The following is a 23,060-nucleotide window of genomic DNA, read 5'->3' on the forward strand; positions in this document are numbered from 1 at the left end:
CCCACCGGACGAGAGAATACACAAGGGAAACGACCAAGATGGCTACCGAGATCAAAGCGCCTACCTTTCCTGAGTCCGTTGCCGAAGGCAGCGTGGCGGCCTGGCACAAGCAGCCGGGGGACAGCGTCGAGCGCGACGAGCTGATCGTCGAGATCGAGACCGACAAGGTGGTGCTGGAAGTGCTGGCCCCCGAGGCCGGTACCCTGGCCGAGATCCAGGCCGAGGAGGGCGACACCGTGGCCTCCGAGCAGGTGCTGGGCACCCTCGGCGCCGCCGGCGCCAAGGCCGAGGCGAAGAGCGATGACGCCGCCCCGGCCAAGGCCGAGGCGCCCGCCGCTTCCGGCAAGCAGCACGAGGTGAAGGCGCCGACCTTCCCCGAGTCGATCCAGGAAGGCACCGTGGCCGGCTGGAACAAGCAGGTCGGCGAAGCGGTCAAGCGCGACGAGGTGCTGGCCGAGATCGAGACCGACAAGGTGGTGCTGGAAGTGGTCGCCCCGGCCGACGGCGCCCTGGTGGAGATCAAGGCCGACGAGGGCAGCCAGGTAGCCTCCGAAGAGGTGCTGGCGGTCTTCGCCGAGGGCGCCGGCGGCGAAGCCGCGCCGGCCGCCGAGGCGCCGAGCGCGGCCGCGGACGAGGGCGCCGACGAGAAGGTCGGCGACAAGATCCTCGCCCCGGCGGCCCGCAAGCTGGTGGCCGAGCATGACCTGGACGTGGCCAAGATCGACGGCACCGGCAAGGGCGGCCGCATCCTCAAGGAGGACGTGCAGCGCGCCATTCAGGCCGGCAACGCCAAGAAGGCCAAGGCCGCCGCCGCGGCGCCGGCCGCCCCGGCCGCGGCCCCGGTGGCCGAGGGCGAGCGTCCCGAGAAGCGCGTGCCGATGAGCCGCCTGCGCCAGACCATCGCCAAGCGCCTGGTCCAGGCCCAGCAGACCGCCGCCATGCTGACCACCTACAACGAGGTGGACATGAGCGCGGTGATGGGCCTGCGTGCCCAGTACAAGGACACCTTCCTCAAGGCCCACGACACCAAGCTCGGCTTCATGGGCTTCTTCGTCAAGGCCGCCACCGAGGCGCTCAAGCGCTTCCCGGACGTCAACGCCTCCATCGATGGCAGCGATATCGTCTACCACGGCTACCAGGACATCGGCGTGGCGGTGTCCACCCCGCGTGGCCTGGTGGTTCCCGTCCTGCGTGACACCTCGAGCATGTCGCTGGCCGACGTGGAGAAGGGCATCGTCGATTTCGGCAAGCGCGCCCGCGACGGCAAGCTGGGCATCGACGAGATGCAGGGCGGTACCTTCACAATTACAAATGGGGGCATCTTCGGCTCACTGATGTCGACGCCGATTCTGAATCCGCCGCAAACCGCCATCCTGGGCATGCACAAGATCCAGGAACGACCCATGGCGGTGAACGGCAAGGTCGAAATTCGTCCGATGATGTACCTGGCGCTCTCCTACGACCACCGCATGATCGACGGCAAGGACGCGGTACAGTTCCTGGTCGCCGTCAAGGATCTGCTGGAGGATCCGGCACGCCTGCTGCTGGACGTCTAAGCGCCAACCATCGGACTCAAACGCGAACCGATCAACAGGAAAGATTCAATGGCCGATAAATTTGATGTGATCGTCATCGGTGCTGGCCCCGGCGGCTATGTGGCCGCCATCCGTGCCGCCCAGCTGGGGCTGAAGACCGCCTGTGTCGAGAAGTGGATCGGCAAGGAAGGCAAGGTCGTCCACGGCGGCACCTGCCTGAACGTGGGCTGCATCCCGTCCAAGGCGCTGCTCGAGGCCTCCCACAAGTTCGTCGAAGCGCAGCACGACTTCGACGACATGGGCATCCAGGCCGGCGACGTCACGATGGACGTCAAGAAGATGATGGCCCGCAAGGACAAGATCGTTAAGAACCTGACCGGCGGCATCGCCGGCCTGTTCAAGGCCAATGGCGTCACCGCCCTGGAAGGCGCCGGCAAGGTGCTCTCCGGCAAGCAGGTCGAGGTCAGCAAGGATGGCGAGAGCGCCGTCTACGAGGCCGACCATATCGTCATCGCCTCCGGCTCGGTGCCGGTGGAGATCCCGCCGACCCCGCTCACCGAGGGCCTGATCGTCGATTCCACCGGCGCCCTGGAGTTCCAGGAAACGCCCAAGCGTCTCGGCGTGATCGGCGCCGGCGTGATCGGCCTGGAGCTGGGCAGCGTGTGGAACCGCCTGGGCTCCGAGGTCACCGTGCTCGAGGCCATGGACTCCTTCCTGCCGATGGTCGATAGCGCCATCGCCAAGGAGACCCAGAAGCTGCTCAAGAAGCAGGGCATGGACATCAAGCTGGGCGCTCGGGTCACCGGCTCCGAGGTCAAGGGTGACGAGGTGGTGGTCAAGTACACCGACGCCAATGGCGAGCAGGAGCAGGTCTTCGACAAGCTGATCGTCTGCGTGGGTCGCCGCCCCTACACCCAGGGCCTGCTGGGCGACGACGCCGGCGTCAAGCTCGACGAGCGCGGCTTTATCTTCGTCGACGACCAGTGCCGTACCAGCGTGCCGGGCGTCTACGCCATCGGTGACGTGGTGCGCGGCCCGATGCTGGCCCACAAGGCCTCCGAAGAGGGCATCATGGTGGCCGATATCATCGCCGGCCATAAGGCCGAGATGAACTACGACGCCATCCCCAGCGTCATCTACACCTTCCCGGAAGTGGCCTGGGTCGGCATGACCGAGCAGGACGCCAAGGCCCAGGGCATCGAGGTCAAGACCGGCGCCTTCCCGTTCGCCGCCAGCGGCCGCGCCATGGCCAACAACGCCACCGAGGGGCAGGCCAAGATCATCACCGATGCCGAGACCGACCGCATCCTGGGCATGCATATCGTCGGCCAGCATGCCGGCGAGATGATCGCACAGGGCGTGATCGCCATGGAGTTCGGCTCCAGCGCCGAGGACCTGGCGCTGACCTGCTACGCGCACCCGACCATGTCGGAAGCGGTCCATGAAGCGGCACTCGCCGTGGAAGGGCACGCCATCCATATGGCCAACCGCAAGAAGCGCAAGTAAGACAACAAGCGCCGCCCGCGGGCGGCGCGGCGCGCCCGGCGATGTATCGGGCGCGATCGGTGGTGACCCGGCCAGCGTCGTTTCGGCCTAGCGCCGTGGTCACCGTTCGAGTCACATGCAACCAATGGCATGACACGATGAACCTTCACGAGTATCAGGGCAAACAGCTGTTTGCCGACTATGGTCTGCCGGTGTCCAAGGGCTTCGCCGTGGACACTCCCGAGGAAGCCGCCGAGGCCTGCAAGAAGATCGGTGGCGACATGTGGGTCGTCAAGGCCCAGGTGCACGCCGGTGGTCGCGGCAAGGCCGGTGGCGTCAAGCTGATCAAGGATCCGGCCGAGGCCAAGGCCTTCGCCGAGCAGTGGCTGGGCAAGAACCTGGTGACCTACCAGACCGACGCCAACGGTCAGCCGGTCTCCAAGATCCTGGTCGAGAACTGCACCGATATCGCCTCCGAGCTCTACCTGGGCGCCGTGGTCGACCGCACCACCCGTCGCGTGGTCTTCATGGCCTCCACCGAAGGCGGCGTGGAGATCGAGAAGGTCGCCGAGGAGACCCCCGAGAAGATCCTCAAGGCCGAGATCGACCCGCTGGTCGGCGCGCAGCCCTACCAGGCCCGTGAGCTGGCCTTCGCCCTGGGCCTGTCCGGCAACCAGGTGAAGCAGTTCACCAAGATCTTCCTGGGACTCTCCAAGCTGTTCCACGACAAGGATCTGGCACTGCTCGAGATCAACCCCCTGGTGATCACCGACGAAGGCAACCTGCACTGCCTCGACGCCAAGATCAACCTGGACAGCAACGCCCTCTATCGTCACCCGGACCTGCAGGCGATGCGCGATCCCTCCCAGGAGGACGCTCGCGAGGCCGAGGCGGCGAAGTGGGAGCTGAACTACGTGGCCCTCGACGGCAACATCGGCTGCATGGTCAACGGCGCCGGCCTGGCCATGGGCACCATGGACATCGTCAACCTCAACGGCGGCAAGCCGGCCAACTTCCTCGACGTGGGCGGTGGCGCCACCAAGGAGCGGGTCGCCGAGGCGTTCAAGCTGATCCTCTCCGACGACAACGTCAAGGCGGTACTGGTCAACATCTTCGGCGGCATCGTGCGCTGTGACATGATCGCCGAGGGCATCATCGGTGCCGTCGAGCAGGTCGGCGTCAACGTGCCGGTCGTGGTGCGCCTGGAAGGCACCAACGCCGAGCTGGGCGCCGAGAAGCTGGCCTCCAGCGGTCTGAACATCATCGCTGCGACCAGCCTGAGCGACGCCGCTCAGCAGGTGGTCAAGGCAGCGGAGGGCAAGTAATGAGCATCCTGATCGACAAGAACACCAAGGTCATCTGCCAGGGCTTCACCGGCGGCCAGGGGACCTTCCACTCCGAGCAGGCGATCGCCTACGGCACCCAGATGGTCGGCGGCGTGACTCCGGGCAAGGGCGGCCAGACCCACCTGGGCCTGCCGGTGTTCAACACCGTCAAGGAAGCCGTGGAAGCCACCGGCGCCGAGGCCAGCGTGATCTACGTGCCGGCCCCGTTCTGCAAGGACTCCATCCTGGAAGCCGCCAACGGCGGCATCAAGCTGATCGTCTGCATCACCGAGGGCATCCCCACCCTCGACATGCTCGACGCCAAGGTGAAGTGCGACGAGCTGGGCGTGCGCCTGATCGGCCCGAACTGCCCCGGCGTGATCACCCCGGGCGAGTGCAAGATCGGCATCATGCCGGGTCATATCCACAAGCCGGGCAAGGTGGGTATCGTCTCCCGCTCCGGCACCCTGACCTATGAAGCCGTCAAGCAGACCACCGACCACGGCTTCGGCCAGTCCACCTGCGTGGGCATCGGCGGCGACCCGATCCCGGGCTCCAACTTCATCGACATCCTCGAGATGTTCGAGAAGGACCCGCAGACCGAAGCCATCGTGATGATCGGTGAGATCGGCGGCACCGCCGAGGAAGAGGCCGCCGCCTTTATCAAGGCCAACGTCTCCAAGCCGGTGGTCTCCTACATCGCCGGCGTGACCGCCCCTCCGGGCAAGCGTATGGGCCATGCGGGCGCCATCATCTCCGGCGGCAAGGGCACCGCGGACGAGAAGTTCGCCGCCCTGGAAGACGCCGGCGTCAAGACCGTGCGCTCCCTGGCGCATATCGGCGATGCCCTGAAGGAAGTGACCGGCTGGTAAGCCATCACCGCCTCAGACGCGCCGCAAAGGGCACCCCTCGGGGTGCCCTTTTTCGTGGGCGCTCAGGAGGCCACCGGGCGCGCCAGCCAGCGGCTCGCCTGGACGAGGAATACCGGGGCCCCGGCGAGCAGGTAGAGGTGATAGCTGATCAGGCGCCAGATCACCACGGCGGCGGCGGCCTGGTCGCGCTCCATCAGCGGCAGCAGCAGGGCGCCGACGCTGAGCTCGGCGGTGCCGGCGCCGCCGGGTAGCACGCTGAGCTGGCTGGCCGCCATGGCCAGCATCTGTACCAGGAAGGTCCAGGCCCAGTCGGCCAGCCCCTCGCCCTGGCCGGCGATGCCGAGCACGGCCAGGTAGAGCAGGCTGTAGCGCAGCAGCCAGTGCAGGGCGCAGAGGGCGAAGACCGCCGCCAGCACCCGCGGCGGCAGGCGTAGGGTGGCGATCAGGGTGCGCCGGGCGGCGAGCAGCTGGCGGGCGAGGCGCCGGCGGCGCCGCGGGCCGGGCCAGGCGAGCCAGGGGCGTCGGCGCAGCAGCCGCGGCAGCACCGCCAGGGCCAGCCCCAGGCCGCCAAGCAGCAGCCCCAGGCCGAGCAGGGCGCCGGCCATCAGGGCGCGGTGCGGCCAGTCGATGGCGCCGGTCAGGGTCGCCGCGACCAGCAGGCCGAGCATCAGGGCGAAGAACAGCAGGTCGCAGGCCTGATCGACCAGGTAGATGGCCGAGGCCCGGGCCGGGGGGTAGCCGCGGCGGGCCAGCAGCAGCAGGAAGGTGGCGGCGCCGCCGCTGCCCCCCGGGGTGGCGCAGAGGGCGAACTTGGCGGCCATCTCGAGGGCCAGGGCGCCGTCCTGCCCCAGGCGCCCGGCGCGCCCCGAGAACAGCAGGCGCCAGCGGGCGGCATTGAGGTTCCAGCACAGCACGGCGATGACCGTCATCAGCGCCAGCAGGGGGAGCGGAAAGGCGGCCAGCGCCGCCAGGGTGCCCGCGCCCCCCAGCCACCAGGGCAGCAGCAGGGGCATCAGCAGCGCCAGGGCCAGCGGGACGAGGTGAAGCCATCGCCATTTCGGCGCCGGGCGCGGCGCCGTCATCCCCGCTCGACCCGAGCGGCGTCGGGGCGGCCCGCGCCGCGGATCAGGGCCGTATAGTGCCGGCTCAGGTCGCCGATCACCCTGTCCCAGTCGTAATGGCGCTCCACATGGCGACGCGCGTGGCGGCCCATGGCCGCCGGGTCGTTGAGAAACAGCTCCGCGACGGCGCGGGCCATGTCCGCCGGATCGCATGGGCGGCAGAGGATGCCGGCCCCCAGCGGGATGGTCTCCTTGAGGGCGCCGGCCCGGGCGGCGACCACCGGCAGGCCGCTGGCCATGGCTTCCTGGGCCACCAGGCCGAAGGTCTCCCGGGTGCCGGCATGCAGCATGGCATCGGCGCTGGCCAGGGCCCGGGCCACCTCGTCGGGGGGACAGTAGCGGGGCACCACGGTGACGTTGTCGGGGACCCGGTGGGGCATGCCGGGCCCCATCAGCAACAGATGGTAGTCGGCCCCCAGCCGGGCCAGGGTGGCCAGCAGCACGTCCACCTGCTTCTCGGGGGAGCCGCGTCCGGCGAAGACCAGCAGGCGCTGATCATCGTGAAGCCCCAGGCGCTGGCGCAGCGACGGGTCGTGGTGGCGGGGATGGAAGGCCGCCAGGTCGACCCCCAGGGGCTGCAGGCGCACGTCCTTTACCCCCCAGTCGTCCAGGCGCTGGGCCATGGCGCTGCACGGCGTCAGCACGCTGTCGAAGCGCCCATAGAGGTCACGCACATAGCGTTGCAGGCGTTGCTCGACCCGAGGACCGAAGCGGTCGCCCATCAGCCGCGGCAGGTCGGAGTGGTAGAAGCCCACCACCGGAATATCCAGGGCGCGCCCGGCCTCCAGGGCCGCCCAGGCGGTGACATAGGGGTCGCCGGCCTCGATCAGGTCGGGGCGCATCTCGATCAGGGCCTGGCGCCAGGGGCCCCGGCGTAGCGGGAAGCGGTAGCCCTGGCCCAGGGGCAGGCGCGGGGCGGGAAGGGTGTGTACGCCACCTAGGGCGCTACGCTCGGCCCCGGGCACCAGCAGGCTGCTGCGCAGCTCGGGGCGGGTGGCCAGCACGCGTCGCTTGGCCTCGAGGTAGGTGCGCACGCCGCCGCTGGCCGGGGCGTGGAACATGGTGATATCGACGAGATGCAAGGGGCCCTCCTGGCGCCGTCATGCCTGACGGCCAGGGTAGGGCAGGGATGCGACAGTTCGGCGACAGGGTGTGGCTAGCGCTTGGCCAGTTGGCTGCGGTCGCGGCCCTCGCGCTTGGCGTCCAGCAGCGCCTGGTCGGCCCGCTGCAGGGTCGTCAGGTAGGGCTCGCCGTGGCGGTGCTCGCTGAGCCCGGCGCTCAGGGTGACCGAGAGCCACCGGTCGCCGCTGGGCACCCGCACCTCGGCCAGCCGGGCACGCAATCGCTCGACGATGCATGAGGCCTCGTCCAGGGCGGTGTCGCCCAGCAGCAGCAGGAACTCCTCGCCGCCCCAACGGCCGCAGAGGTCATAGTCGCGCAGGCCCTGGCGCATGGTGCGGGTGATGGCCACCAGCAGCTCGTCGCCCACGTCGTGGCCGTGCTCGTCGTTGACCTGCTTGAAGTGGTCGATATCCAGCAGCGCCAGGGTGTAGCGGCGCCCGCTCCGGTCCAGTTGCGCGAGCCGCGCATCGATCAGCCGTCGGTTGGGCAGCGCGGTGAGGGCGTCGTGATGCGCCTCCTGGTGCAGCGTCTGGTTGCGCTCACGCATCAGCGCCTGATAGCGATCGGAGATCCGTGACAGCTTCTTCTGGCGCTTCAGGGCCCGCTCGTAGCGCTGCTGGGTCACCTGCTGGGCCTCCCGGGCCAGGGCCTGGTAACGATCGGAGATGCTCATCAGCCGATCGAGCTGCTCCTGCTGGTCGCGGTGTTTCAGGTAGAGCTCCTCCAGCGCCTCGCGCAGGGGATCCTCGGCATGCCGGGACTCGTCGAGCAGCGCGGCGACGCGCTCCAGCAGGCCCTCCTCGCCCCGGACCTTCATGCGTTCACCGGAGTCGGGGTGATCGCGAAGGGGTAGCTGCAGTCCTCCTTGAACTCTTCGGCGAGCTCGGCGATGCGCTCGTTGCGGGGGTCATAGTGCCAGGTCACGGCGACCGAACGGCCCTGCTCATGGGCCTCCTCCAGCAGGTCGAAGATATCCATCATCGCCTTGACCGAGGAGGTGTTGAGGTAGACCAGGGAGAGCTCCAGGGCCAGGGGGCGCTGCTCTTCCCGCAGGAAGTGCTGCACCCAGGCGATCACCTGGTCGAAGAGGTCGTAGGAGTTTTCCGGGTAGGAGTCGCCCTGCATGGTCAGGCGGCCGGCGGCCCAGTCGCTGCGAATGATCGGGGTGGACTGACTGCCGGAGATGTCGAGGTCGGGAATCATGGTCATGGCGGGCATCAAATGGTGGCTGTCAGGCTAAAGAAGCTTTGCTGCGCGGACAAGGGCTGCAGCGAAGCGCGCATCGGTTGGCTCGATTTGCGGGCGATATCCAGCAGGCCCAGGCCGGCCCCGCTGGGCGAGGCCTCATCCCGGGGCTGGCGCAGTTGGCGTTTGTAGGCGGCCTTGAGCTCGGCCTTGTCGAGGGCCTCCAGGCCTTCGATGGTGGCCACCAGGCGCTCGCCGTCGGGGGTCTCCACCAGGTTGCCCGCCGAGACCTGGTAACGCCCCTGATCATCCTGGGAGACCACCACGGTGGCCGAGGCCTGTTCGTCGTTGTAGTCCTGGCGGCGGGCATAGTGGCGGATGTTCTGGGTCATCTCGATATAGGCGGCGAAGACATCCATGGCCGCGGCGGGGGCGGTCTGCTGGGTGTCCAGGTAGTTGCGCAGCGCCTTGCCGATCTCCTCGATCAGGCTGCGCGAGATGGGCCCATTGAAACACAGCATGACCCGCTCACGCTGGTAGCTCTCCCGCATGCTCAGTAGGTCCATGTTGCCTCCGTGGCTAGCGAGACCCCGTCGGGGACTCGGTTGGCGAATGGGGTGCCGGGCCCGCGGCGGGCTCGGCGCGAAAGGCCAGCAGGGTGATATCGTCGCGCTGGGGCAGCTCGCCCCGATAGGCCGAGAGGGCCGTCTCGAAGGCGTGCATCTGCTCGGCCAGGGGACGGCCCGCCTGGGCCTTGATCAGGGCCTCGAGGCGCGGGTTGCCGAAGCCGAAACCGTGACTGCCGCCGGCCTGGTCGAGGAAGCCATCGCTGCACAGATAGTAGCTGTGGCCAGCGGCGAGGGGCAGGTGCTGGTTGCTGTAGTGCCCCGGACGGCGGTGGCCGATGGCCCGCTTGTTGGCCTTGAGGCGGGTCAGGGTCTCACCGTCGCTGGCGTAGAGGTCGATCTTGGCCCCGGCGTAGGTGAGCCGTTCGCGGCTGGGGTCGACCCACACCAGGCCCAGGTCCATGTTGGTGGCGATGGAGGAGGGCAGGCGCTCGGCGGGCAGCAGCTCGCGACCGCGGCGGTCGATCTCGGTGAGCAGGGCGGCGGGGTCATCGGCGCTATGCCGGGCGATGGCCTGATCGATCAGGGCCCGGGCCAGCATGGTCATCATGGCGCCGGGGACGCCGTGGCCGGCACAGTCGACGACACCCAGCAGGTAGCCGCGCCCGCTGGCGCGGAACACATAGAAGTCGCCGCCGACGGTGTCCCGGGGCTTCCAGAGTACCCCGTAGTGGTGAGTCAGGTGCCGTTCCAGCTGGTTGTCGGGGAGGATGGCGCGCTGGATGATGCTGGCGTACTGGATGGAATCACCGAGTTGCTGATGGGCGGCGGCCACCTTCGCATGGGCCGCCTCCAGGGCCCGGGTGCGCTCGCGTACCTGCCCTTCCAGGTCGCGGGTGTAACGCTCCACCTGGTTGGCCATGCGCGAGAAGGCCTGGGAGAGGGCGCCGATCTCGTCGTCGCGGCCGGTGGGCAGCCGCGGACTGTAGTCGCCGCCAGCGATGGCCTGGGCCGAGAGGGTCAGGCGGCGCAGGGGGCGCAGGATCAGGCGATGGGTGGCATAGGCGAAGGCGCCCATCAGGATGGCCAGGATCAGCCCCAGGCCCAGCACCATGGGCCAGAACCAGCGGCTGTCGAGGAGGGGATAGGCGCCGAGATCCAGGGCCGTGACCATCAGCCACTGCAGCTCGGGAATATAGCCCAGGGTCAGCAGGCGGGGCTCGCCCTCGAGGGTGGTCTCGAGGGTGGCGATCTCGCCGGGACGCCGGGTGGTCTGCTGGATGGCGGCCCGCAGTGCCTCGCGCTGTGTCGCGTCATCGAGCATCGCATAGAGGCCGAGGTCGCCGTTCAGGTCCTGGGACAGATTGACGGAGCTCAGGGCGATCCGCTCGGGGTCGGCATGGGCCTGGAGGGCGCCGCGGCTATCGATGATCATCGGCGTGAGGCCCGCCGGCGCCGAGCGGATAAAGCGGTCGAGGAAGTCGCTGAGGTCGATGCTGCCGCCGGCCAGGCCCAGCGGTTCGCCGTCGTCCATGATCTTGATATTGAACCAGATCATGGTGCGTTCGAGGGCCCGGTCGACGTTGACGTTGATATTGTAGGTGGCGCTGCTGTCCATGGTGGCGAAGTACCAGGCGTCCTCCTCGCGCTGCCGCGAGAGGCGATAGGTGGGCCTGGCCAGGGAGCCTTGACCGTTGCTGGCGTCGTCGTCGCTGAAGTAGTAGTCGTCGCTGGCGTGGTCGACGATAAAGAAGGCGCCGCTGGTGAACTGCTGGCGATAGCCCTCCGCCTCGCGGAAGAAACGCCGACGGTGTTCCGGGTCGCTGGGGTCGCGCAGCCATTCGTGGGTCACGATGGAATCGGCGAAGCGCCGGGAGAGCGCCAGTTCGCGGCTCAGGGGGGCCATGATGCGCTGTATCTGCAGCAGGGTGTACTGCTCGGCATAGGCGCTGGCGAAGTGCCGCCGCACCTCGTCCACGGCCTTCCAGCCGATCAGCGCCGCCGGCAGCAGTGCCAGCAGGCAGGCGAAGAGAAGCGTAACCACGGACTTGCCGCGCAGGCCGAGAAGCGCCGCCATAGAGTGAGATCCCTGCTCGTCGGCCGCCCCCGCGCTGGGACGGCCCCGGTTATCATCGTTTTGCGGCTTACTTTGCCATAAAGCCTTGATACGGGCGAGTCACGGCAGGTGACAGGGTTCAACAAAAAGGCCCCGGAGTCGAACTCCAGGGCCTCGGGCCGTCGCAGTGTGTGAGGTCCCCATCGGGTCTTGGGGCGCCTGAGGGCAGGCTGTCGCGGGGCGCTGTGAACCCATCCCTGGGCGCTACCGATGCCATCCCTGGCATAGGACCCTCGCTCCATCCTGCCCCCAGCGCCTTCCGTCACCGACTGGTTACTCGCTGGGGCGAGCGACCAGGGAGCGGGTCTCCTCCCGGGCCTCGGTCAGCGCCACGCGCACCGCATCGCCGAGCTTATAACGCTCTTCTCCCTCGACCTGGATGCGCCCCTCCTTGTCGTCGATGGCCACCTTGGTGCGGTCGCTGTGGAGCAGCGGCGCCGGCACGAAGGCGGTGGCGCCGTTGGCGACCAAGCGCACCCGCATGCCGCCGCGGTTGATGGCGATCACCTCGGCGTCGAAGGCCTCCTGGGCCTTGGCGGCGGGGGTCAGGTAGCGCACATAGAGCCAATCCTTGACGTCGCGCTCGGCCATGCGGTTGAGGCGGCGGCGCTCGGTGAGCTGCTCGGTGAGCTCGAGGCTCGCCTCGGCGGGGGCCTGCTCGCCCTTGAGCACCCGCTTGATCAGGCGATGGTTGACCATATCGCCATACTTGCGGATCGGCGAGGTCCAGGTGGCGTAGGCGGGCAGCCCCAGGCCGAAGTGGGGGCCGGGCCGGGCGGACATGCTGGTAAAGCCCTGGAAGCGACGCAGGCGGGCATCCAGCCAGGCATCGTCGCGGCCTTCCAGCTCGCGCTTGAGCTCCTTGTAGCGGGCCAGCTCGGTGAGGGCCTCGCGCTCCACCTCGATCGCCTGGCTGGCCAGGAACTCCTGGGCGGCCTCGGCCTTCTCTTCCTCGAAGGCGCGGTGCACGTTGAAGATGCCGTGCCCCACCTGTTGGGCCAGGAGGTCGGCGCAGCAGGCGTTGGCGGCGATCATCGACTCCTCGATCATGCGGTTGGCGATGCGCCGTTCTTCGGTGCGGATATCCAGCACATTGCCCGCCTCGTCCAGGTCGAAGACGTAGTCGGGACGATCCTTGAACACCAGGGCATGCTCGGCGCGCCAGGCGCTGCGCGCCTCGGTCAGGTCGCGCAGGGCCTCGAGCTGCTCGCCGATCACCGCTTCCGGGGCCCAGTCGCCCTGGCCTTCCAGCCAGTCGGAGACCCGGTCGTAGACCAGCTTGGCCCGGGAGGTGGCCGTCGCGGCGAAGAAGCGGTAGTCGCCGAAGCTGCCGTCGGCATGGACGGTCAGGGTGCAGGCCAGCACCGGGCGCTCCTGGCCTTCCCACAGGGAGCAGAGGTCATCGGCCAACTGCTCGGGGAGCATGGTGACGTTCTGGCCCGGCAGGTAGACGGTGAAGGCGCGGGTGCGTGCCTCGAGGTCCGCCGCATGACCCTCTTCCACATAGGCGGTGGGGTCGGCGATGGCCACCGTCAGGTCCCAGCCGCCGTCCTCCCGGACACGGATGCGCAGGGCGTCGTCCATGTCTCGGGTCTTCTCGCCATCGATGGTGAAGAAGGGCTCGGCGCTGAGGTCCTCGCGCTCGAGGCCCTCGTCGCGCAGCGGCCAGTCGCTGCCGGCGTCCGGGCACTCCTGCTCCAGGGCGTGGCGGGCCAGGGTCACCCGCCAGGGCACCGCCGGGTTGTCGGCCTTGGCCACCAGCTCGTCGATCTGGCTGAAGAAGCCGCGATCGTTCTCCTTGAGCGGGTGGCGCACCAGGCGGGCCACGACCCAGTCACCGTCGCCGATGCTCTCCTCGTCGAGGCTGCGCTTGATGCGCGCCTTGAGGACATTCTTGATGGAGGGGTGGTCCGGTACCACCGCCAGGCGCCCCTCGCGCTTCTGTACCCGGGCGATAAAGCGGTCGAGTCCCTGCTCGATCAGGGTGTCTGGCTCGACGCTCTTCTTCTCGCCCTCCTCGTGGAGGATGGCTTCCACCCGGTCGCCATGCAGCACCTGCTTCATGGCGGGGGGCGGCACGAAGTAGGAGTCGCCGTCGTCGGTCTCCAGGAAGCCGAAGCCCTTGTCGGTGGCTTTGATCACGCCCTCCACGCGGGGCGTACTGGAGCGGATCTGTTGCTTGAGCTGAGCAAGCATGGCGTTGTTCTGCAGCATCGGACACTTTCAGGTGGCGGGGTGAGAGGCTGCCACTATACGGATTCCCGCCCGTGGCGCCAATCGCGCGCCTCCTGAAGTTCGCTTTGGCTCCGATTTCTCAACAACCTGCGCTTCCTCGACCGGTTGACTACGCCAGACAGACCGCGTCGAGGCGCTTACGGCAAGAGGCCCTATGCCACCAAGGTCGTAGTGAAGTGGTATTTGATTGGTATCAATGTGGGTCTATAGTGGTATTAGATTGGTATGGCTGCTGCCCCCCAGACAGGGAGAGACCCATGGACCCACGCTTTACCCAGCTGCGCCTCGACCCCCAGGGCGCGACGCCCCTCTATCAGCAGCTGGCCCGCCAGCTGGAGCAGGCCATCGAGACCGGCGCCTGGCAGGCCGGCGAGGCGCTGCCCTCGGAGCGCAACCTGGCCGAGAGCCTGGAGGTCTCGCGGATCACCGCCCGCAAGGCCCTGGACCGCCTGGCCGAGCTGGGGCTGATCCGCCGCAGCCGCGGCTCCGGCACCTTTATTACCCCGCGGCTCAATCAGTCCCTGTCGCGGCTCTCCAGCTTTACCGAGCTGCTCACCCAGCGCGGTTTCACCCCCGGCTCCCACTGGCTGGAACGCGGTCTGGCCAATCCCAGCGTGGAGGAGGGCATGCGTCTGGGGCTGGGTGCCGATGCCCGGGTGGCGCGCCTCAAGCGCCTGCGCCTGGCCGATGACGTGGTGATGGCGGTGGAGGAGAGCTGCCTGCCGGCGGCGGTGCTGCCCGACCCCCAGGCGGTGGAGACCTCCCTCTATGCGGTGCTGGAGGCCGGCGGCAAGCGGGTGGCCCGGGCCCTGCAGCATGTCACCGCCATCAATGCCGACGCCGAGCTGGCGGCGCTGGCCGAGGTGCCGGAGGGCCAGGCGCTGCTCAAGGTGACCCGCCTGGGCTATCTCGCCGACGGCACCCCGGCGGAGCTCACCGTCACCTACTGCCGCACCGATTACTACGACTTTATGGTCGAGCTGACCCGTTAGGCTCTGTACGAAAACTGCCTGCGCTCGCCCATACGGCGTTAAAAATCGGCTCGTGCGCGAGTCCGATCAAAGTACTCATTTACACCCCGTAAACTCGTACGCGAGCCCGGTCCGTCTTTTCGCTGATTTTTGCCTTGTCTGGTCGTCGCTCGCCGACTTTTCGTAAAAAACCTAGGAGGCCCCATGCTGTACGGCAATATCCTCACCCCCGAGGGCTGGCGCCTGGGGGAGATCGATTGGGACGGCGGGCGCATCACCCGCCTGACCGGCGAGCCGGTGGACCCCGAGTCCAACGACCATCCGCGGCTCTTGCCCGGCTTTATCGACCTGCATGTGCATGGCGGCGGCGGTGCCGACACCATGGAGGGGGGCACGGCCCTGGCCACCCTGGCGCGCACCCATGCGCGCTTCGGTACCACCCGCTTGCTGGCCACCACCATGACCGCCCCGGACGCCGAGATCCGCCGGGTGCTGGGCGAGATCGCCGCCTATATGGCTGACCCCGATCCCCGGGCCGCCGGGGTGCTGGGGGTGCACCTGGAGGGGCCCTATATCAACCCCGGCAAGCTCGGCGCCCAGCCGGCCCATGCCCGCAGCGGCTTGATCGAGGAGGTGGACGAGCTCTGCGCCCTGGCGCCGATCCGCCTGGTCACCCTGGCCCCGGAACTGGCCGGGCACCATGCGTTGATTCGCCACCTCAGCGAGCGCGGCGTGCGGGTCCAGCTGGGCCACACCCTGGGCAGCTACGAGGAGGGAGTCGAGGCCCTGGCCCATGGCGCCTGCGGCTTCACCCACCTGTTCAATGCCATGACCGGCCTGCACCATCGCAAGCCGGGCATGGTCGGCGCGGCCCTGGCCCACGCCCAATACGCCGAGCTGATCCCCGACCTGTTGCATGTGCATCCCGGGGCCATCCGCACCGCCCTGCGCTGCATCCCCAACCTCTATGCGGTCACCGACTCCACCGCCGCCGCCGGCATGCCCGACGGCGATTACCGGCTGGGCGAGCAGACCGTCACCAAGTGCCTGGGCGGCGTGCGCCTGGCCGACGGCACCCTGGCCGGCAGCACCCTGACCATGGATCAGGCGCTGCGCAACTTCGTCGGCCTGGGCCTCTCCCTGGCCGAGGCCTCGGATCGCCTGTCGCGCTTCCCCGCCGACTTCCTGGGGATCGACGAGATCGGCCGCCTGCGGGAGGGCGCCCTGGCCGACCTGGTGGTCCTCGACCCCCGACTCCAACTCCAAGCGGTCTTCGTCGAGGGCCGCCCCGTCTCTGGCAATGCCCAAGGAGCCCCGTCATGTCCCTGATGCTCGAAGAAGCCCGTAACGCCCCGGAGCGCATCCGCGGCCAGCTGCAGCGCAACCAGGCCCTGCTCGCCGACCTGGGCGAGCGCCTGCGCCTCGCCGAGCCCGCGGCGGCGGTCACCGTGGCCCGGGGCAGCTCCGATCACGCCGCCGGCTACTTCGCCTACCAGTGCATGAAGCGCCGCGGCATCCCGGTGGCCTCCCTACCGCCCTCGCTGACCACCCTGGCCCAGGCCCCCTGGCGCCTTGATGGTCAGCTGGCCCTGGCGGTCTCCCAGTCGGGGCAGAGTCCCGACCTGGTGGCCACCCAGCGGGCCCTGGCCGCCGCCGGCGCCCGTACCCTGGCCCTGGTCAATACCCCCCAGTCGCCCCTGGGCGCGGCCAGCGACACCGAGCTTCCCCTCTATGCCGGGGAGGAGAAGAGCGTGGCCGCCACCAAGAGCTACCTGGCCACCCTCTCCGCCATGGCCCAGTTGATCGGCCACTGGCAGGAGGATCGCGGCCTGCTCGATGCCCTGGACGACCTGCCCGAGCGCCTGACCCGGGCCCTGGCGATGGACTGGTCACCGGCCATCGAGGCCCTGACCGGCGCCGACAAGCTGATGGTGATCGGCCGCGGCGCGGGCCTCGCCGTGGCCCAGGAGGCGGCGCTGAAGTTCAAGGAGACCTGCGCCATCCAGGCCGAGCCCTTCAGCGGCGCCGAGGTGCGTCACGGCCCCATGGCGCTGATCGGCCCCGGCTACCCGGTGCTGGTGTTCGCCCCGCCGGGACCGGAGCAGGCCGGGCTGCTGGAGCTGGCCGAGTGGCTCGAGGGCGTCGGCGCCCGGGTGCTGCTGGCCGCCGACGAGTGCGTGGCGACGCGCCAACTGACCCTGGTGGATGCCGGCCACGAGGCCCTGCAGCCGCTGTCGGTGATCCAGAGCTTCTACGTCATGGTGGCCGGCCTGGCGGCGGCCCGGGGCAGTGACCCGGACCGGCCCAGGCACCTCAACAAGGTCACCTGCACCCTGTAACGCCTAACAATAATATCGGGAGTCTTCCCATGTCCGATTCCAGCCAATCCCTGACCCTGCTGGCCCCGGTAGCCGGGATGGTGGTGCCCCTCGCCGCGGTGCCCGACCCGGTCTTCGCCGACCAGGCCCTGGGCGAGGGCATCGCCCTCGACCCCCTCGGCGAGTGCCTGCATGCCCCCTGCGACGGCGAGGTGGTGCAGTGCGCCCGCACCCACCATGCCCTGACCCTGAGAACCGAGGCCGGGGTGGAGCTGCTGCTCCACCTGGGCCTGGATACCGTGGAACTCCAGGGGGCCGGCATCGAGCCCCTGGTAGCCGTGGGCGACCGGGTGCGCGCCGGCGACCCCCTGTGCCGCTTCGATGCCGACGCCCTGGCCCGGGGCGCCAGCGCCCTGATCACCCCCCTGGTGATTACCGAGGCCGCCGGCTGGCGGCTGCGTGAGCCGAGTCTCACGGCCGGCGCCCGGGTCGCCCTGGGCGAGCCGCTGCTGGTGCTGGAGGCGGCGGGGACGGAAAGCCACGAGACGCTGGCCGATGGCCCCGAGGCCGAGCGGCACCTGAGCCTGGCCCTGGCGGCGGGCCTGCACGCCCGCCCCGCGGCGCGGCTGCGGGCCATCGCCCGGGAGCATGGCGTTGGCCTGGCGGTGCACCATAAGGAGGCGTCCGCCAGCGCCGAGAGTGTCAGCGCCCTGATGAACCTGGGCCTCACCGAGGGCGCGGCCCTGCGGCTGAGCGCCCGGGGCGACAACGCCGAGGCGGCCCTGGACGCCGCCGAGGCGCTGCTGACCACCCCCGAGGCCGAAGCGCACGCCGCGCCCCAGACGGCGTCGAACGAGGCGTCGGGGGAGGCACTGGGGGAGGAGTTAGCGGAGGGCGAGCTGGCCGGCCTGGTGGCCAGCCCCGGCCTGGCCCTGGGGCCGCTGGTGCATTATCGGCCGCCGCTGCCCGCCGTGCCCCATGACGGCGCGGGCGAGGCGGTGGAGGCGCCGCGCCTGAGCGAGGCCCTGGCCCGGGTCGGCGAGGCCCTGGCCCGGGACGAGGCCGAGGCGACCCGCACCGGCCAGACCGCCGAGGCGGAGATCTTCGCCGCCCATGGCGCCTGGCTGGCGGACCCGGACCTGGCGGCGGCGGCGGGCGAGCACATCCGCGCCGGTCGCGGCGCCGGCCAGGCCTGGCGGGAGGCCCTGGACGCCGAGGCCGAGCGCCTCGCTGCCACCGGCAATGCCCTGCTGGCCGCCCGGGTCGCCGACCTGCGCGACCTGCAGCGGCGGGTGATGGCGGAGCTCAGCGAGGCGGCGGAGCCTGCCCTGCCCGACGTTCCCGAGGGGGCCCTGCTGGTGGCCGAGGAGCTGACCCCCTCGGAGCTGGTGGCCGTGGCCGCGCGCCGTCCCGCCGGGCTCTGCCTGGCCGGCGGCGGCACCACCTCCCATGTGGCGATCCTGGCCCGGGCCCGGGGCCTTCCCTGCCTGGTGGCCATGGGGCCGGCCCTGCCGGCGGCGATCGACGCGGCCCCGGGCGCAGACGCCATCCTGGATGCCGAGCGCGGTCGCCTGATGGTGGCGCCGGGGGAGACCCGGGTCGCCGAGGTGACCGCGCGGCTCGAGGCCCGCCGCCGCGAGGCCGAGGCGGCCCAGGCGGCGGCCTTCGAGCCGGCCATCACCCGGGACGGTCGCGAGGTCGAGGTGTGCGCCAATATCGGCGGCGCCGAGGAGGCGCGCCTGGCCGCGGAGGCCGGCGCCGATGGGGTGGGCCTGCTGCGCAGCGAGTTCCTCTTCCTGGAGCGTGACAGCGCCCCCGACGAGGTCACCCAGCGGGACGAATACCAGGCCGCCCTGGCGGCCCTGGGCGGCAAGCCGGTGATCATCCGCACCCTGGATATCGGCGCCGACAAGCAGCTCCCCTACCTGCGCCTGCCGGCGGTGCCCAACCCGGCGCTGGGCGTGCGCGGCGCCCGCCTCTGGGCGAGTCATCCCGAGCTGCTGGAGACCCAGCTCAGGGCGCTGCTCGGCGTCACGCCCCTGGAGACGCTGCATATCATGCTGCCCATGGTCAGCGAGGCCGGCGAGCTGCGCCGGGTGCGCCGGCGCCTGGAGGCCATCGCCGCCGAGCTTGGCCTTAGCGCGCGGCCGCGCCTGGGGGCCATGATCGAGGTGCCCAGCGCCGCCCTCTGTGCGGCGAGTCTCGCCGCCGAGGCGGACTTCCTCTCCATCGGCACCAACGACCTGACCCAGTACACCCTGGCCATGGATCGCGAGGACCCGGCGCTGACCGCCCGGGCCGACGTGCTGCACCCGGCGGTGCTGCGGCTGATCCAGGCCACGGTGGCCGGCGCCGAGGGACGCTGCCCGGTGGGGGTGTGTGGCGCCGCCGCCGGCGACGACCTGGCCGCGCCCCTGCTGGTGGCGCTGGGGGTCGACGAGCTCTCCGTGGAGCCGGCCCGGGTGCCGGCGGTGAAGGCCGCCCTGCGGCGCCTGGACGCCGCCGCCCTGGCCGCCGAGCTGCCCGAGCTGTTGGCCCTGGACGATGCTTGCGCGGTGCGCGAGCGCCTCACCGCCTGGCTGGATCAGACCGACGACACCACCACAACAACGACAACGACCCTCGAGAGGTGCTGAGATGTCTACCACGACCCTGGGATCCCGCCTGATGGGCGGGCTACAGCGACTCGGTCGCTCCCTGATGCTGCCCATCGCGGTACTGCCCATCGCCGGCCTGCTGCTGCGCCTGGGCCAGCCCGACCTGCTGGATATCGCCTTTATCGCCAGTGCCGGCGAGGCGATCTTCGCCAACCTGGCGCTGATCTTCGCCATCGGCCTGGCGGTGGGCTTCGCCAATGACAACAACGGCGCCGCCGGCCTCGCCGGGGTGATCGGCTACCTGGTGCTGGACGCCGTGCTCACCGCCCTCAACCCCGAGATCGACATGGGGGTGCTGGCCGGGATCATCATCGGCAGTGTGGCGGGCCTGCTCTATAACCGCTACCACGCGATCGCGCTGCCGGAATACCTGGCCTTCTTCGGCGGGCGGCGCTTCGTGCCCATCGCCACGGGGCTGGCCGCCGTGGCCCTGGGGGTAGGTTTCGGGGTGATCTGGCCGCCGGTGCAGCATGGCATCGATGCCCTCGGCCAGTGGTTGATCGACGCCGGCGAGCTGGGCCTGTTCGTCTATGGCACCCTCAACCGCCTGCTGATCGTCACCGGCCTGCACCATGTGCTCAACAGCCTGGTGTGGTTCGTCTTCGGCAGCTTCGAGGCGACCTCCGGGGTGGTGGCCAGCGGCGACCTCAACCGCTTCTTCGCCGGCGACCCCGAGGCGGGGCGCTTCATGGCGGGCTTCTTCCCGGTGATGATGTTCGGCCTGCCGGCGGCGGCCCTGGCCATGTACCACGCCGCCCCCAAGGGGCGCCGCGCCCAGGTGGGAGGCCTCCTGCTGTCGCTGGCGCTGACCGCCTTCCTCACCGGGGTCACCGAGCCCATCGAGTTCACCTTTATGTTCCTGGCGCCGCTGCTCTATGGCCTGCATGCGGTGCTGACCGGCGTCTCCATGGCGCTGCTGCACTGGCTCGACGTCAAGCTCGGCTTTACCTTCTCCGCCGGGGCCTTCGACTTCGCCCTCTCCTATGGGCTCGCCACCAATGGCTGGCTGATGCTGCCGGTGGGCCTGGCCTACTTCGCCCTCTACTACACGGTGTTCCGCTGGGCCATCCTGCGCTTCGACCTGCCCACCCCGGGCCGCGAGCCGGAAACCGCGGCACCGGCGGCCACCCAGGCCGGCGGCGAGCGCGGCCCGGCCTTCGTCGCCGCCCTGGGCGGGGCGGGCAACCTCAGCAGCGTCGGCGCCTGCACCACCCGGCTGCGCCTGGTGCTGGAGCACCCCGAGGCCATCGACGAGGCGGCCCTCAAGGCCCTGGGCTCCCGGGGCATCCTGCGCCTCAAGGGCGGCGGCCTCCAGGTGATCCTCGGTCCCATCGCGGATGGGGTGGCCGACGAAATCCGCGCCGCCATGGTCGCCCAGGGCACGACGCCCGTGGCCGCACCGACGCCCGAGGAAGTGCCCCGGCCCCAGGCGATCCCGGCCATCGATGCCCAGGCGCGTCAGGCCTGGCACCGGGCCCTGGGCGGCGAGGCCAATCTGCGCAGCGCCACGGCGGTGGCCGCCACCCGGCTGCGCCTGGAGCTGGCCGATGCCCGGGCCCTGGACGAGGCGGCCCTGGCCGACCTCGGCGCCCAGGCGATCCAGCGCCTGGAGCGGGGCGTGATCCATGTGCTGCTGGGCGAACGGGCCGCCGCCGTGGCCCGGGGACTGGGCGACGCCTAAGTCGGCTTGCCCCCAGCGCCGCCAAGGCTATCGCCGAGGGACGCTGGGGGCAGGGCGGAGCAAAGCGTCTTTATCATGGACGATAACGTCGAGCTTCCAGGGAAGGGTTCACAGCGTCTTAGCGAAGGCTTGCCCCCAGGGTAGCCCCGTGCCGGTGAGCAGCAAGCGTGTCAATTGCGATAGCCACCCAGCCCCGCTGCGACTAGGAGTCCCCGGGGTGAATCGGTTAAGCTGGGGCGCCCTGATGCCGGGAGCGCCCCATGACCCCACGCCTGATCGTCTCCGACCTGGATGGCACCCTGCTGGGCGCCGACCATGACCTGGCGCCGCGCACCGTCGAGGTGCTGCGGGCCCTGGCCGAGCGGGGCCACCACCTGGCCTTCGCCTCCGGGCGCCACTACCGGGACATGCTGGCCTATCGGCAACGCCTCGGGGTGCCGGTGCACCTGATCAGCACCAACGGCGCCTATCTCCACGACCCGGCGGGACGCCTGCTGGCGGCCCGCCACCTGGACGCGGCCCGGGCCCGGGCGCTGATCGCCCTGGAGCGCCCCGCCGAGGTGCGCCTCAACCTCTATCGGGACGACGACTGGCTGATCGATGCCGAGGCGCCGCGGCTGCTGGCGCTGCATGCCGCCACCGGCTTCGGCTACCGGGTGGTGGCGCCGGACGCCCTGGACGGCGAACGCGTCGGCAAGGTGCTCTATATCGGCGACCCGGATCACCTGGCGCGTCTCGAGGCCCAGGCCCTGGCGCACCACGGGGAGGCCCTGCATATCACCTATTCCACCGCCAATGCCCTGGAGATCATGGCCGGCGGGGTCAACAAGGGCAGTGCCCTGGCGGCCCTGCTCGAGCGCCTGGGATTGGCCCCCGAGGCCTGCCTGGCCTTCGGCGACAACCTCAATGACACCGAGATGCTCGGCCTCGCCGGCGAGGCCCAGGTGATGGCCAATGCCCACCCGGAGCTCGCCGGCCGGGTGCCCGAGGCGCGGCGCATCGGCCACCACGGCGAGGCGGCGGTGGCCGAGTGGCTCAGCGAGCGCTTCGCCCTCTGAGGCCGCGACCATGGTCGCACTCGTCTTGTCGCTACCCCGGTCCTCGCCCATGATCGAGACTCCTATACCCCTCAGCGCGGGATGCCCGCCATGACGACGACGCCTGCCACCCTGATCGTGGTCGATGACGACCCGGAGATCCGCGAGCTGCTGGCCGACTACCTGGGACGCCACGGCTACCGGGCCCTGACCGCCGAGGACGGCGAGGCCCTGCGCGCCCTGCTGGCCCGGGAGACCCCGGACCTGCTGATCGTCGACCTGATGCTGCCCGGCGACGATGGCTTCACCCTGTGTCGCGAGCTGCGCCGCGACAGCGAGGTGCCGATCATCATGCTGACCGCCAGCGCCGACGAGACCGATCGCATCCTCGGCCTGGAGCTGGGCGCCGACGATTACCTGGGCAAGCCCTTCAATCCCCGCGAGCTGCTGGCCCGCATCAAGGCGGTGCTGCGTCGCACCCGGGCGCAGGCACCGCCCCGCCCCGCCCAGGCGCGGCTGGTGGCCTTCGGCGACTGGCGCCTGGATCGGGTGACCCGCGAGCTGATCGATGCCGAGGAGGCGCGCCTGCCCCTCTCCGGGGCCGACTTCCAGCTACTGCAGGTGTTCCTCGAGCACCCGGAGGAGGTGCTCTCTCGGGAGGCGCTCTTCGAGCTGACCCGGGGGCGGCCGGCGCCGCCCCTGGATCGCTCCATCGATGTGCATGTGTGCCGGCTGCGCCAGCGCCTGGGCGAGGATGCCCAGCACTCCCAGTTGATCCGTACCGTGCGCGGCGCCGGCTATGTGCTGACCACCCGGGTCGAGGCCCTCGCCTAG

At 70.1% G+C, this 23,060-nt stretch carries 18 protein-coding genes; 11 read left to right on the forward strand and 7 right to left on the reverse strand.

Going from position 1 to position 23,060, the window contains the following annotated elements:
* Nucleotides 1-38 precede the first annotated feature (38 nt).
* The 4 genes from odhB to sucD all read left to right on the forward strand — a co-directional run bounded on the left by odhB (nucleotide 39) and on the right by sucD (nucleotide 5,217).
* Nucleotides 39-1,556: a 2-oxoglutarate dehydrogenase complex dihydrolipoyllysine-residue succinyltransferase gene (gene odhB, locus NFU04_RS00260; RefSeq protein WP_251307553.1), complete on the forward strand. Its 1,518-nt coding sequence runs from the start codon at nucleotides 39-41 to the stop codon at nucleotides 1,554-1,556.
* A 48-nt stretch (nucleotides 1,557-1,604) separates the two neighbouring features.
* Complete coding sequence (gene lpdA / locus NFU04_RS00265) at nucleotides 1,605-3,041, forward strand: dihydrolipoyl dehydrogenase (RefSeq protein ID WP_251307554.1); 1,437 nt, start codon at nucleotides 1,605-1,607, stop codon at nucleotides 3,039-3,041.
* Nucleotides 3,042-3,178: 137 nt separating this feature from the next.
* Entirely contained in the window at nucleotides 3,179-4,345 is a 1,167-nt protein-coding gene (sucC, locus tag NFU04_RS00270; RefSeq protein WP_146801620.1) for an ADP-forming succinate--CoA ligase subunit beta, read from the forward strand.
* A complete protein-coding gene (gene sucD / locus NFU04_RS00275; protein ID WP_146801619.1) occupies nucleotides 4,345-5,217 on the forward strand; it encodes a succinate--CoA ligase subunit alpha in 873 nt (290 codons plus the stop codon). Before sucC ends, sucD begins: the two co-directional genes overlap by 1 nt.
* Before the next feature lie 62 nt (nucleotides 5,218-5,279).
* Here the strand turns inward: sucD and NFU04_RS00280 are convergent, their stop codons facing one another.
* From NFU04_RS00280 to NFU04_RS00310, 7 genes are all read right to left on the reverse strand, one after another.
* Nucleotides 5,280-6,299: a lysylphosphatidylglycerol synthase transmembrane domain-containing protein gene (locus NFU04_RS00280; protein WP_251307555.1), complete on the reverse strand. Its 1,020-nt coding sequence runs from the start codon at nucleotides 6,297-6,299 to the stop codon at nucleotides 5,280-5,282.
* Nucleotides 6,296-7,420 (reverse strand): glycosyltransferase, encoded by a 1,125-nt coding sequence (locus NFU04_RS00285; protein ID WP_251307556.1) that lies wholly within the window; start codon nucleotides 7,418-7,420, stop codon nucleotides 6,296-6,298. Before NFU04_RS00285 ends, NFU04_RS00280 begins: the two co-directional genes overlap by 4 nt.
* Before the next feature lie 74 nt (nucleotides 7,421-7,494).
* Nucleotides 7,495-8,277, reverse strand: a complete 783-nt coding sequence (gene siaD, locus NFU04_RS00290) for a biofilm regulation diguanylate cyclase SiaD (protein ID WP_251307557.1) — start codon at nucleotides 8,275-8,277, stop codon at nucleotides 7,495-7,497.
* Nucleotides 8,274-8,669, reverse strand: coding sequence for a biofilm regulation phosphoprotein SiaC (gene siaC, locus NFU04_RS00295; RefSeq protein ID WP_285835092.1), 396 nt, complete (start codon nucleotides 8,667-8,669; stop codon nucleotides 8,274-8,276). Before siaC ends, siaD begins: the two co-directional genes overlap by 4 nt.
* An 8-nt stretch (nucleotides 8,670-8,677) precedes the next feature.
* Nucleotides 8,678-9,211 (reverse strand): biofilm regulation protein kinase SiaB, encoded by a 534-nt coding sequence (gene siaB / locus NFU04_RS00300; RefSeq protein ID WP_251307558.1) that lies wholly within the window; start codon nucleotides 9,209-9,211, stop codon nucleotides 8,678-8,680.
* A gap of 13 nt (nucleotides 9,212-9,224) precedes the next feature.
* A complete protein-coding gene (siaA, locus tag NFU04_RS00305) occupies nucleotides 9,225-11,288 on the reverse strand; it encodes a biofilm regulation protein phosphatase SiaA (RefSeq protein WP_251307559.1) in 2,064 nt (687 codons plus the stop codon).
* A 312-nt stretch (nucleotides 11,289-11,600) separates the two neighbouring features.
* Nucleotides 11,601-13,541, reverse strand: coding sequence for an exoribonuclease II (locus NFU04_RS00310; RefSeq protein WP_251307560.1), 1,941 nt, complete (start codon nucleotides 13,539-13,541; stop codon nucleotides 11,601-11,603).
* Nucleotides 13,542-13,819: 278 nt separating this feature from the next.
* On the opposite strand from NFU04_RS00310, the gene NFU04_RS00315 reads away from it, so the two are divergent.
* The 7 genes from NFU04_RS00315 to NFU04_RS00345 all read left to right on the forward strand — a co-directional run bounded on the left by NFU04_RS00315 (nucleotide 13,820) and on the right by NFU04_RS00345 (nucleotide 23,060).
* Nucleotides 13,820-14,554 carry a GntR family transcriptional regulator gene (locus tag NFU04_RS00315; RefSeq protein WP_251307561.1) on the forward strand — a complete coding sequence of 245 codons (735 nt, stop codon included), beginning with the start codon at nucleotides 13,820-13,822 and terminating at the stop codon, nucleotides 14,552-14,554.
* A gap of 183 nt (nucleotides 14,555-14,737) precedes the next feature.
* Complete coding sequence (gene nagA, locus NFU04_RS00320; RefSeq protein ID WP_251307562.1) at nucleotides 14,738-15,862, forward strand: N-acetylglucosamine-6-phosphate deacetylase; 1,125 nt, start codon at nucleotides 14,738-14,740, stop codon at nucleotides 15,860-15,862.
* Nucleotides 15,853-16,872, forward strand: a complete 1,020-nt coding sequence (locus NFU04_RS00325) for an SIS domain-containing protein (RefSeq protein WP_251307563.1) — start codon at nucleotides 15,853-15,855, stop codon at nucleotides 16,870-16,872. The genes nagA and NFU04_RS00325 overlap by 10 nt, the downstream gene beginning before the upstream one ends.
* Nucleotides 16,873-16,901: 29 nt before the next feature.
* Nucleotides 16,902-19,487, forward strand: a complete 2,586-nt coding sequence (gene ptsP / locus NFU04_RS00330) for a phosphoenolpyruvate--protein phosphotransferase (protein WP_251307564.1) — start codon at nucleotides 16,902-16,904, stop codon at nucleotides 19,485-19,487.
* Nucleotide 19,488: 1 nt separating this feature from the next.
* Nucleotides 19,489-21,189 (forward strand): N-acetylglucosamine-specific PTS transporter subunit IIBC, encoded by a 1,701-nt coding sequence (gene nagE, locus NFU04_RS00335; protein WP_285835093.1) that lies wholly within the window; start codon nucleotides 19,489-19,491, stop codon nucleotides 21,187-21,189.
* A 260-nt stretch (nucleotides 21,190-21,449) separates the two neighbouring features.
* Nucleotides 21,450-22,247 (forward strand): Cof-type HAD-IIB family hydrolase, encoded by a 798-nt coding sequence (locus NFU04_RS00340; protein WP_251307565.1) that lies wholly within the window; start codon nucleotides 21,450-21,452, stop codon nucleotides 22,245-22,247.
* A 90-nt stretch (nucleotides 22,248-22,337) separates the two neighbouring features.
* Nucleotides 22,338-23,060, forward strand: a complete 723-nt coding sequence (locus NFU04_RS00345; protein ID WP_251307566.1) for a response regulator — start codon at nucleotides 22,338-22,340, stop codon at nucleotides 23,058-23,060.

The sequence above is a fragment of the Halomonas sp. NCCP-2165 genome (assembly GCF_023708045.1).
Lineage (GTDB): Bacteria > Pseudomonadota > Gammaproteobacteria > Pseudomonadales > Halomonadaceae > Bisbaumannia > Bisbaumannia pacifica.

Bases quoted from the DNA above. Each gene is read 5' to 3' on its own strand.
- odhB (WP_251307553.1), top strand. From the start codon at position 39: ATGGCTACCGAGATCAAAGCGCCTACCTTTCCTGAGTCCGTTGCCGAA.
- lpdA (WP_251307554.1), top strand. From the start codon at position 1,605: ATGGCCGATAAATTTGATGTGATCGTCATCGGTGCTGGCCCCGGCGGC.
- sucC (WP_146801620.1), top strand. From the start codon at position 3,179: ATGAACCTTCACGAGTATCAGGGCAAACAGCTGTTTGCCGACTATGGT.
- sucD (WP_146801619.1), top strand. From the start codon at position 4,345: ATGAGCATCCTGATCGACAAGAACACCAAGGTCATCTGCCAGGGCTTC.
- NFU04_RS00280 (WP_251307555.1), bottom strand. From the start codon at position 6,299: ATGACGGCGCCGCGCCCGGCGCCGAAATGGCGATGGCTTCACCTCGTC.
- siaD (WP_251307557.1), bottom strand. From the start codon at position 8,277: ATGAAGGTCCGGGGCGAGGAGGGCCTGCTGGAGCGCGTCGCCGCGCTG.
- siaC (WP_285835092.1), bottom strand. From the start codon at position 8,669: ATGACCATGATTCCCGACCTCGACATCTCCGGCAGTCAGTCCACCCCG.
- siaB (WP_251307558.1), bottom strand. From the start codon at position 9,211: ATGGACCTACTGAGCATGCGGGAGAGCTACCAGCGTGAGCGGGTCATG.
- siaA (WP_251307559.1), bottom strand. From the start codon at position 11,288: ATGGCGGCGCTTCTCGGCCTGCGCGGCAAGTCCGTGGTTACGCTTCTC.
- NFU04_RS00310 (WP_251307560.1), bottom strand. From the start codon at position 13,541: ATGCTGCAGAACAACGCCATGCTTGCTCAGCTCAAGCAACAGATCCGC.
- NFU04_RS00315 (WP_251307561.1), top strand. From the start codon at position 13,820: ATGGACCCACGCTTTACCCAGCTGCGCCTCGACCCCCAGGGCGCGACG.
- nagA (WP_251307562.1), top strand. From the start codon at position 14,738: ATGCTGTACGGCAATATCCTCACCCCCGAGGGCTGGCGCCTGGGGGAG.
- NFU04_RS00325 (WP_251307563.1), top strand. From the start codon at position 15,853: ATGTCCCTGATGCTCGAAGAAGCCCGTAACGCCCCGGAGCGCATCCGC.
- ptsP (WP_251307564.1), top strand. From the start codon at position 16,902: ATGTCCGATTCCAGCCAATCCCTGACCCTGCTGGCCCCGGTAGCCGGG.
- nagE (WP_285835093.1), top strand. From the start codon at position 19,489: ATGTCTACCACGACCCTGGGATCCCGCCTGATGGGCGGGCTACAGCGA.
- NFU04_RS00340 (WP_251307565.1), top strand. From the start codon at position 21,450: ATGACCCCACGCCTGATCGTCTCCGACCTGGATGGCACCCTGCTGGGC.
- NFU04_RS00345 (WP_251307566.1), top strand. From the start codon at position 22,338: ATGACGACGACGCCTGCCACCCTGATCGTGGTCGATGACGACCCGGAG.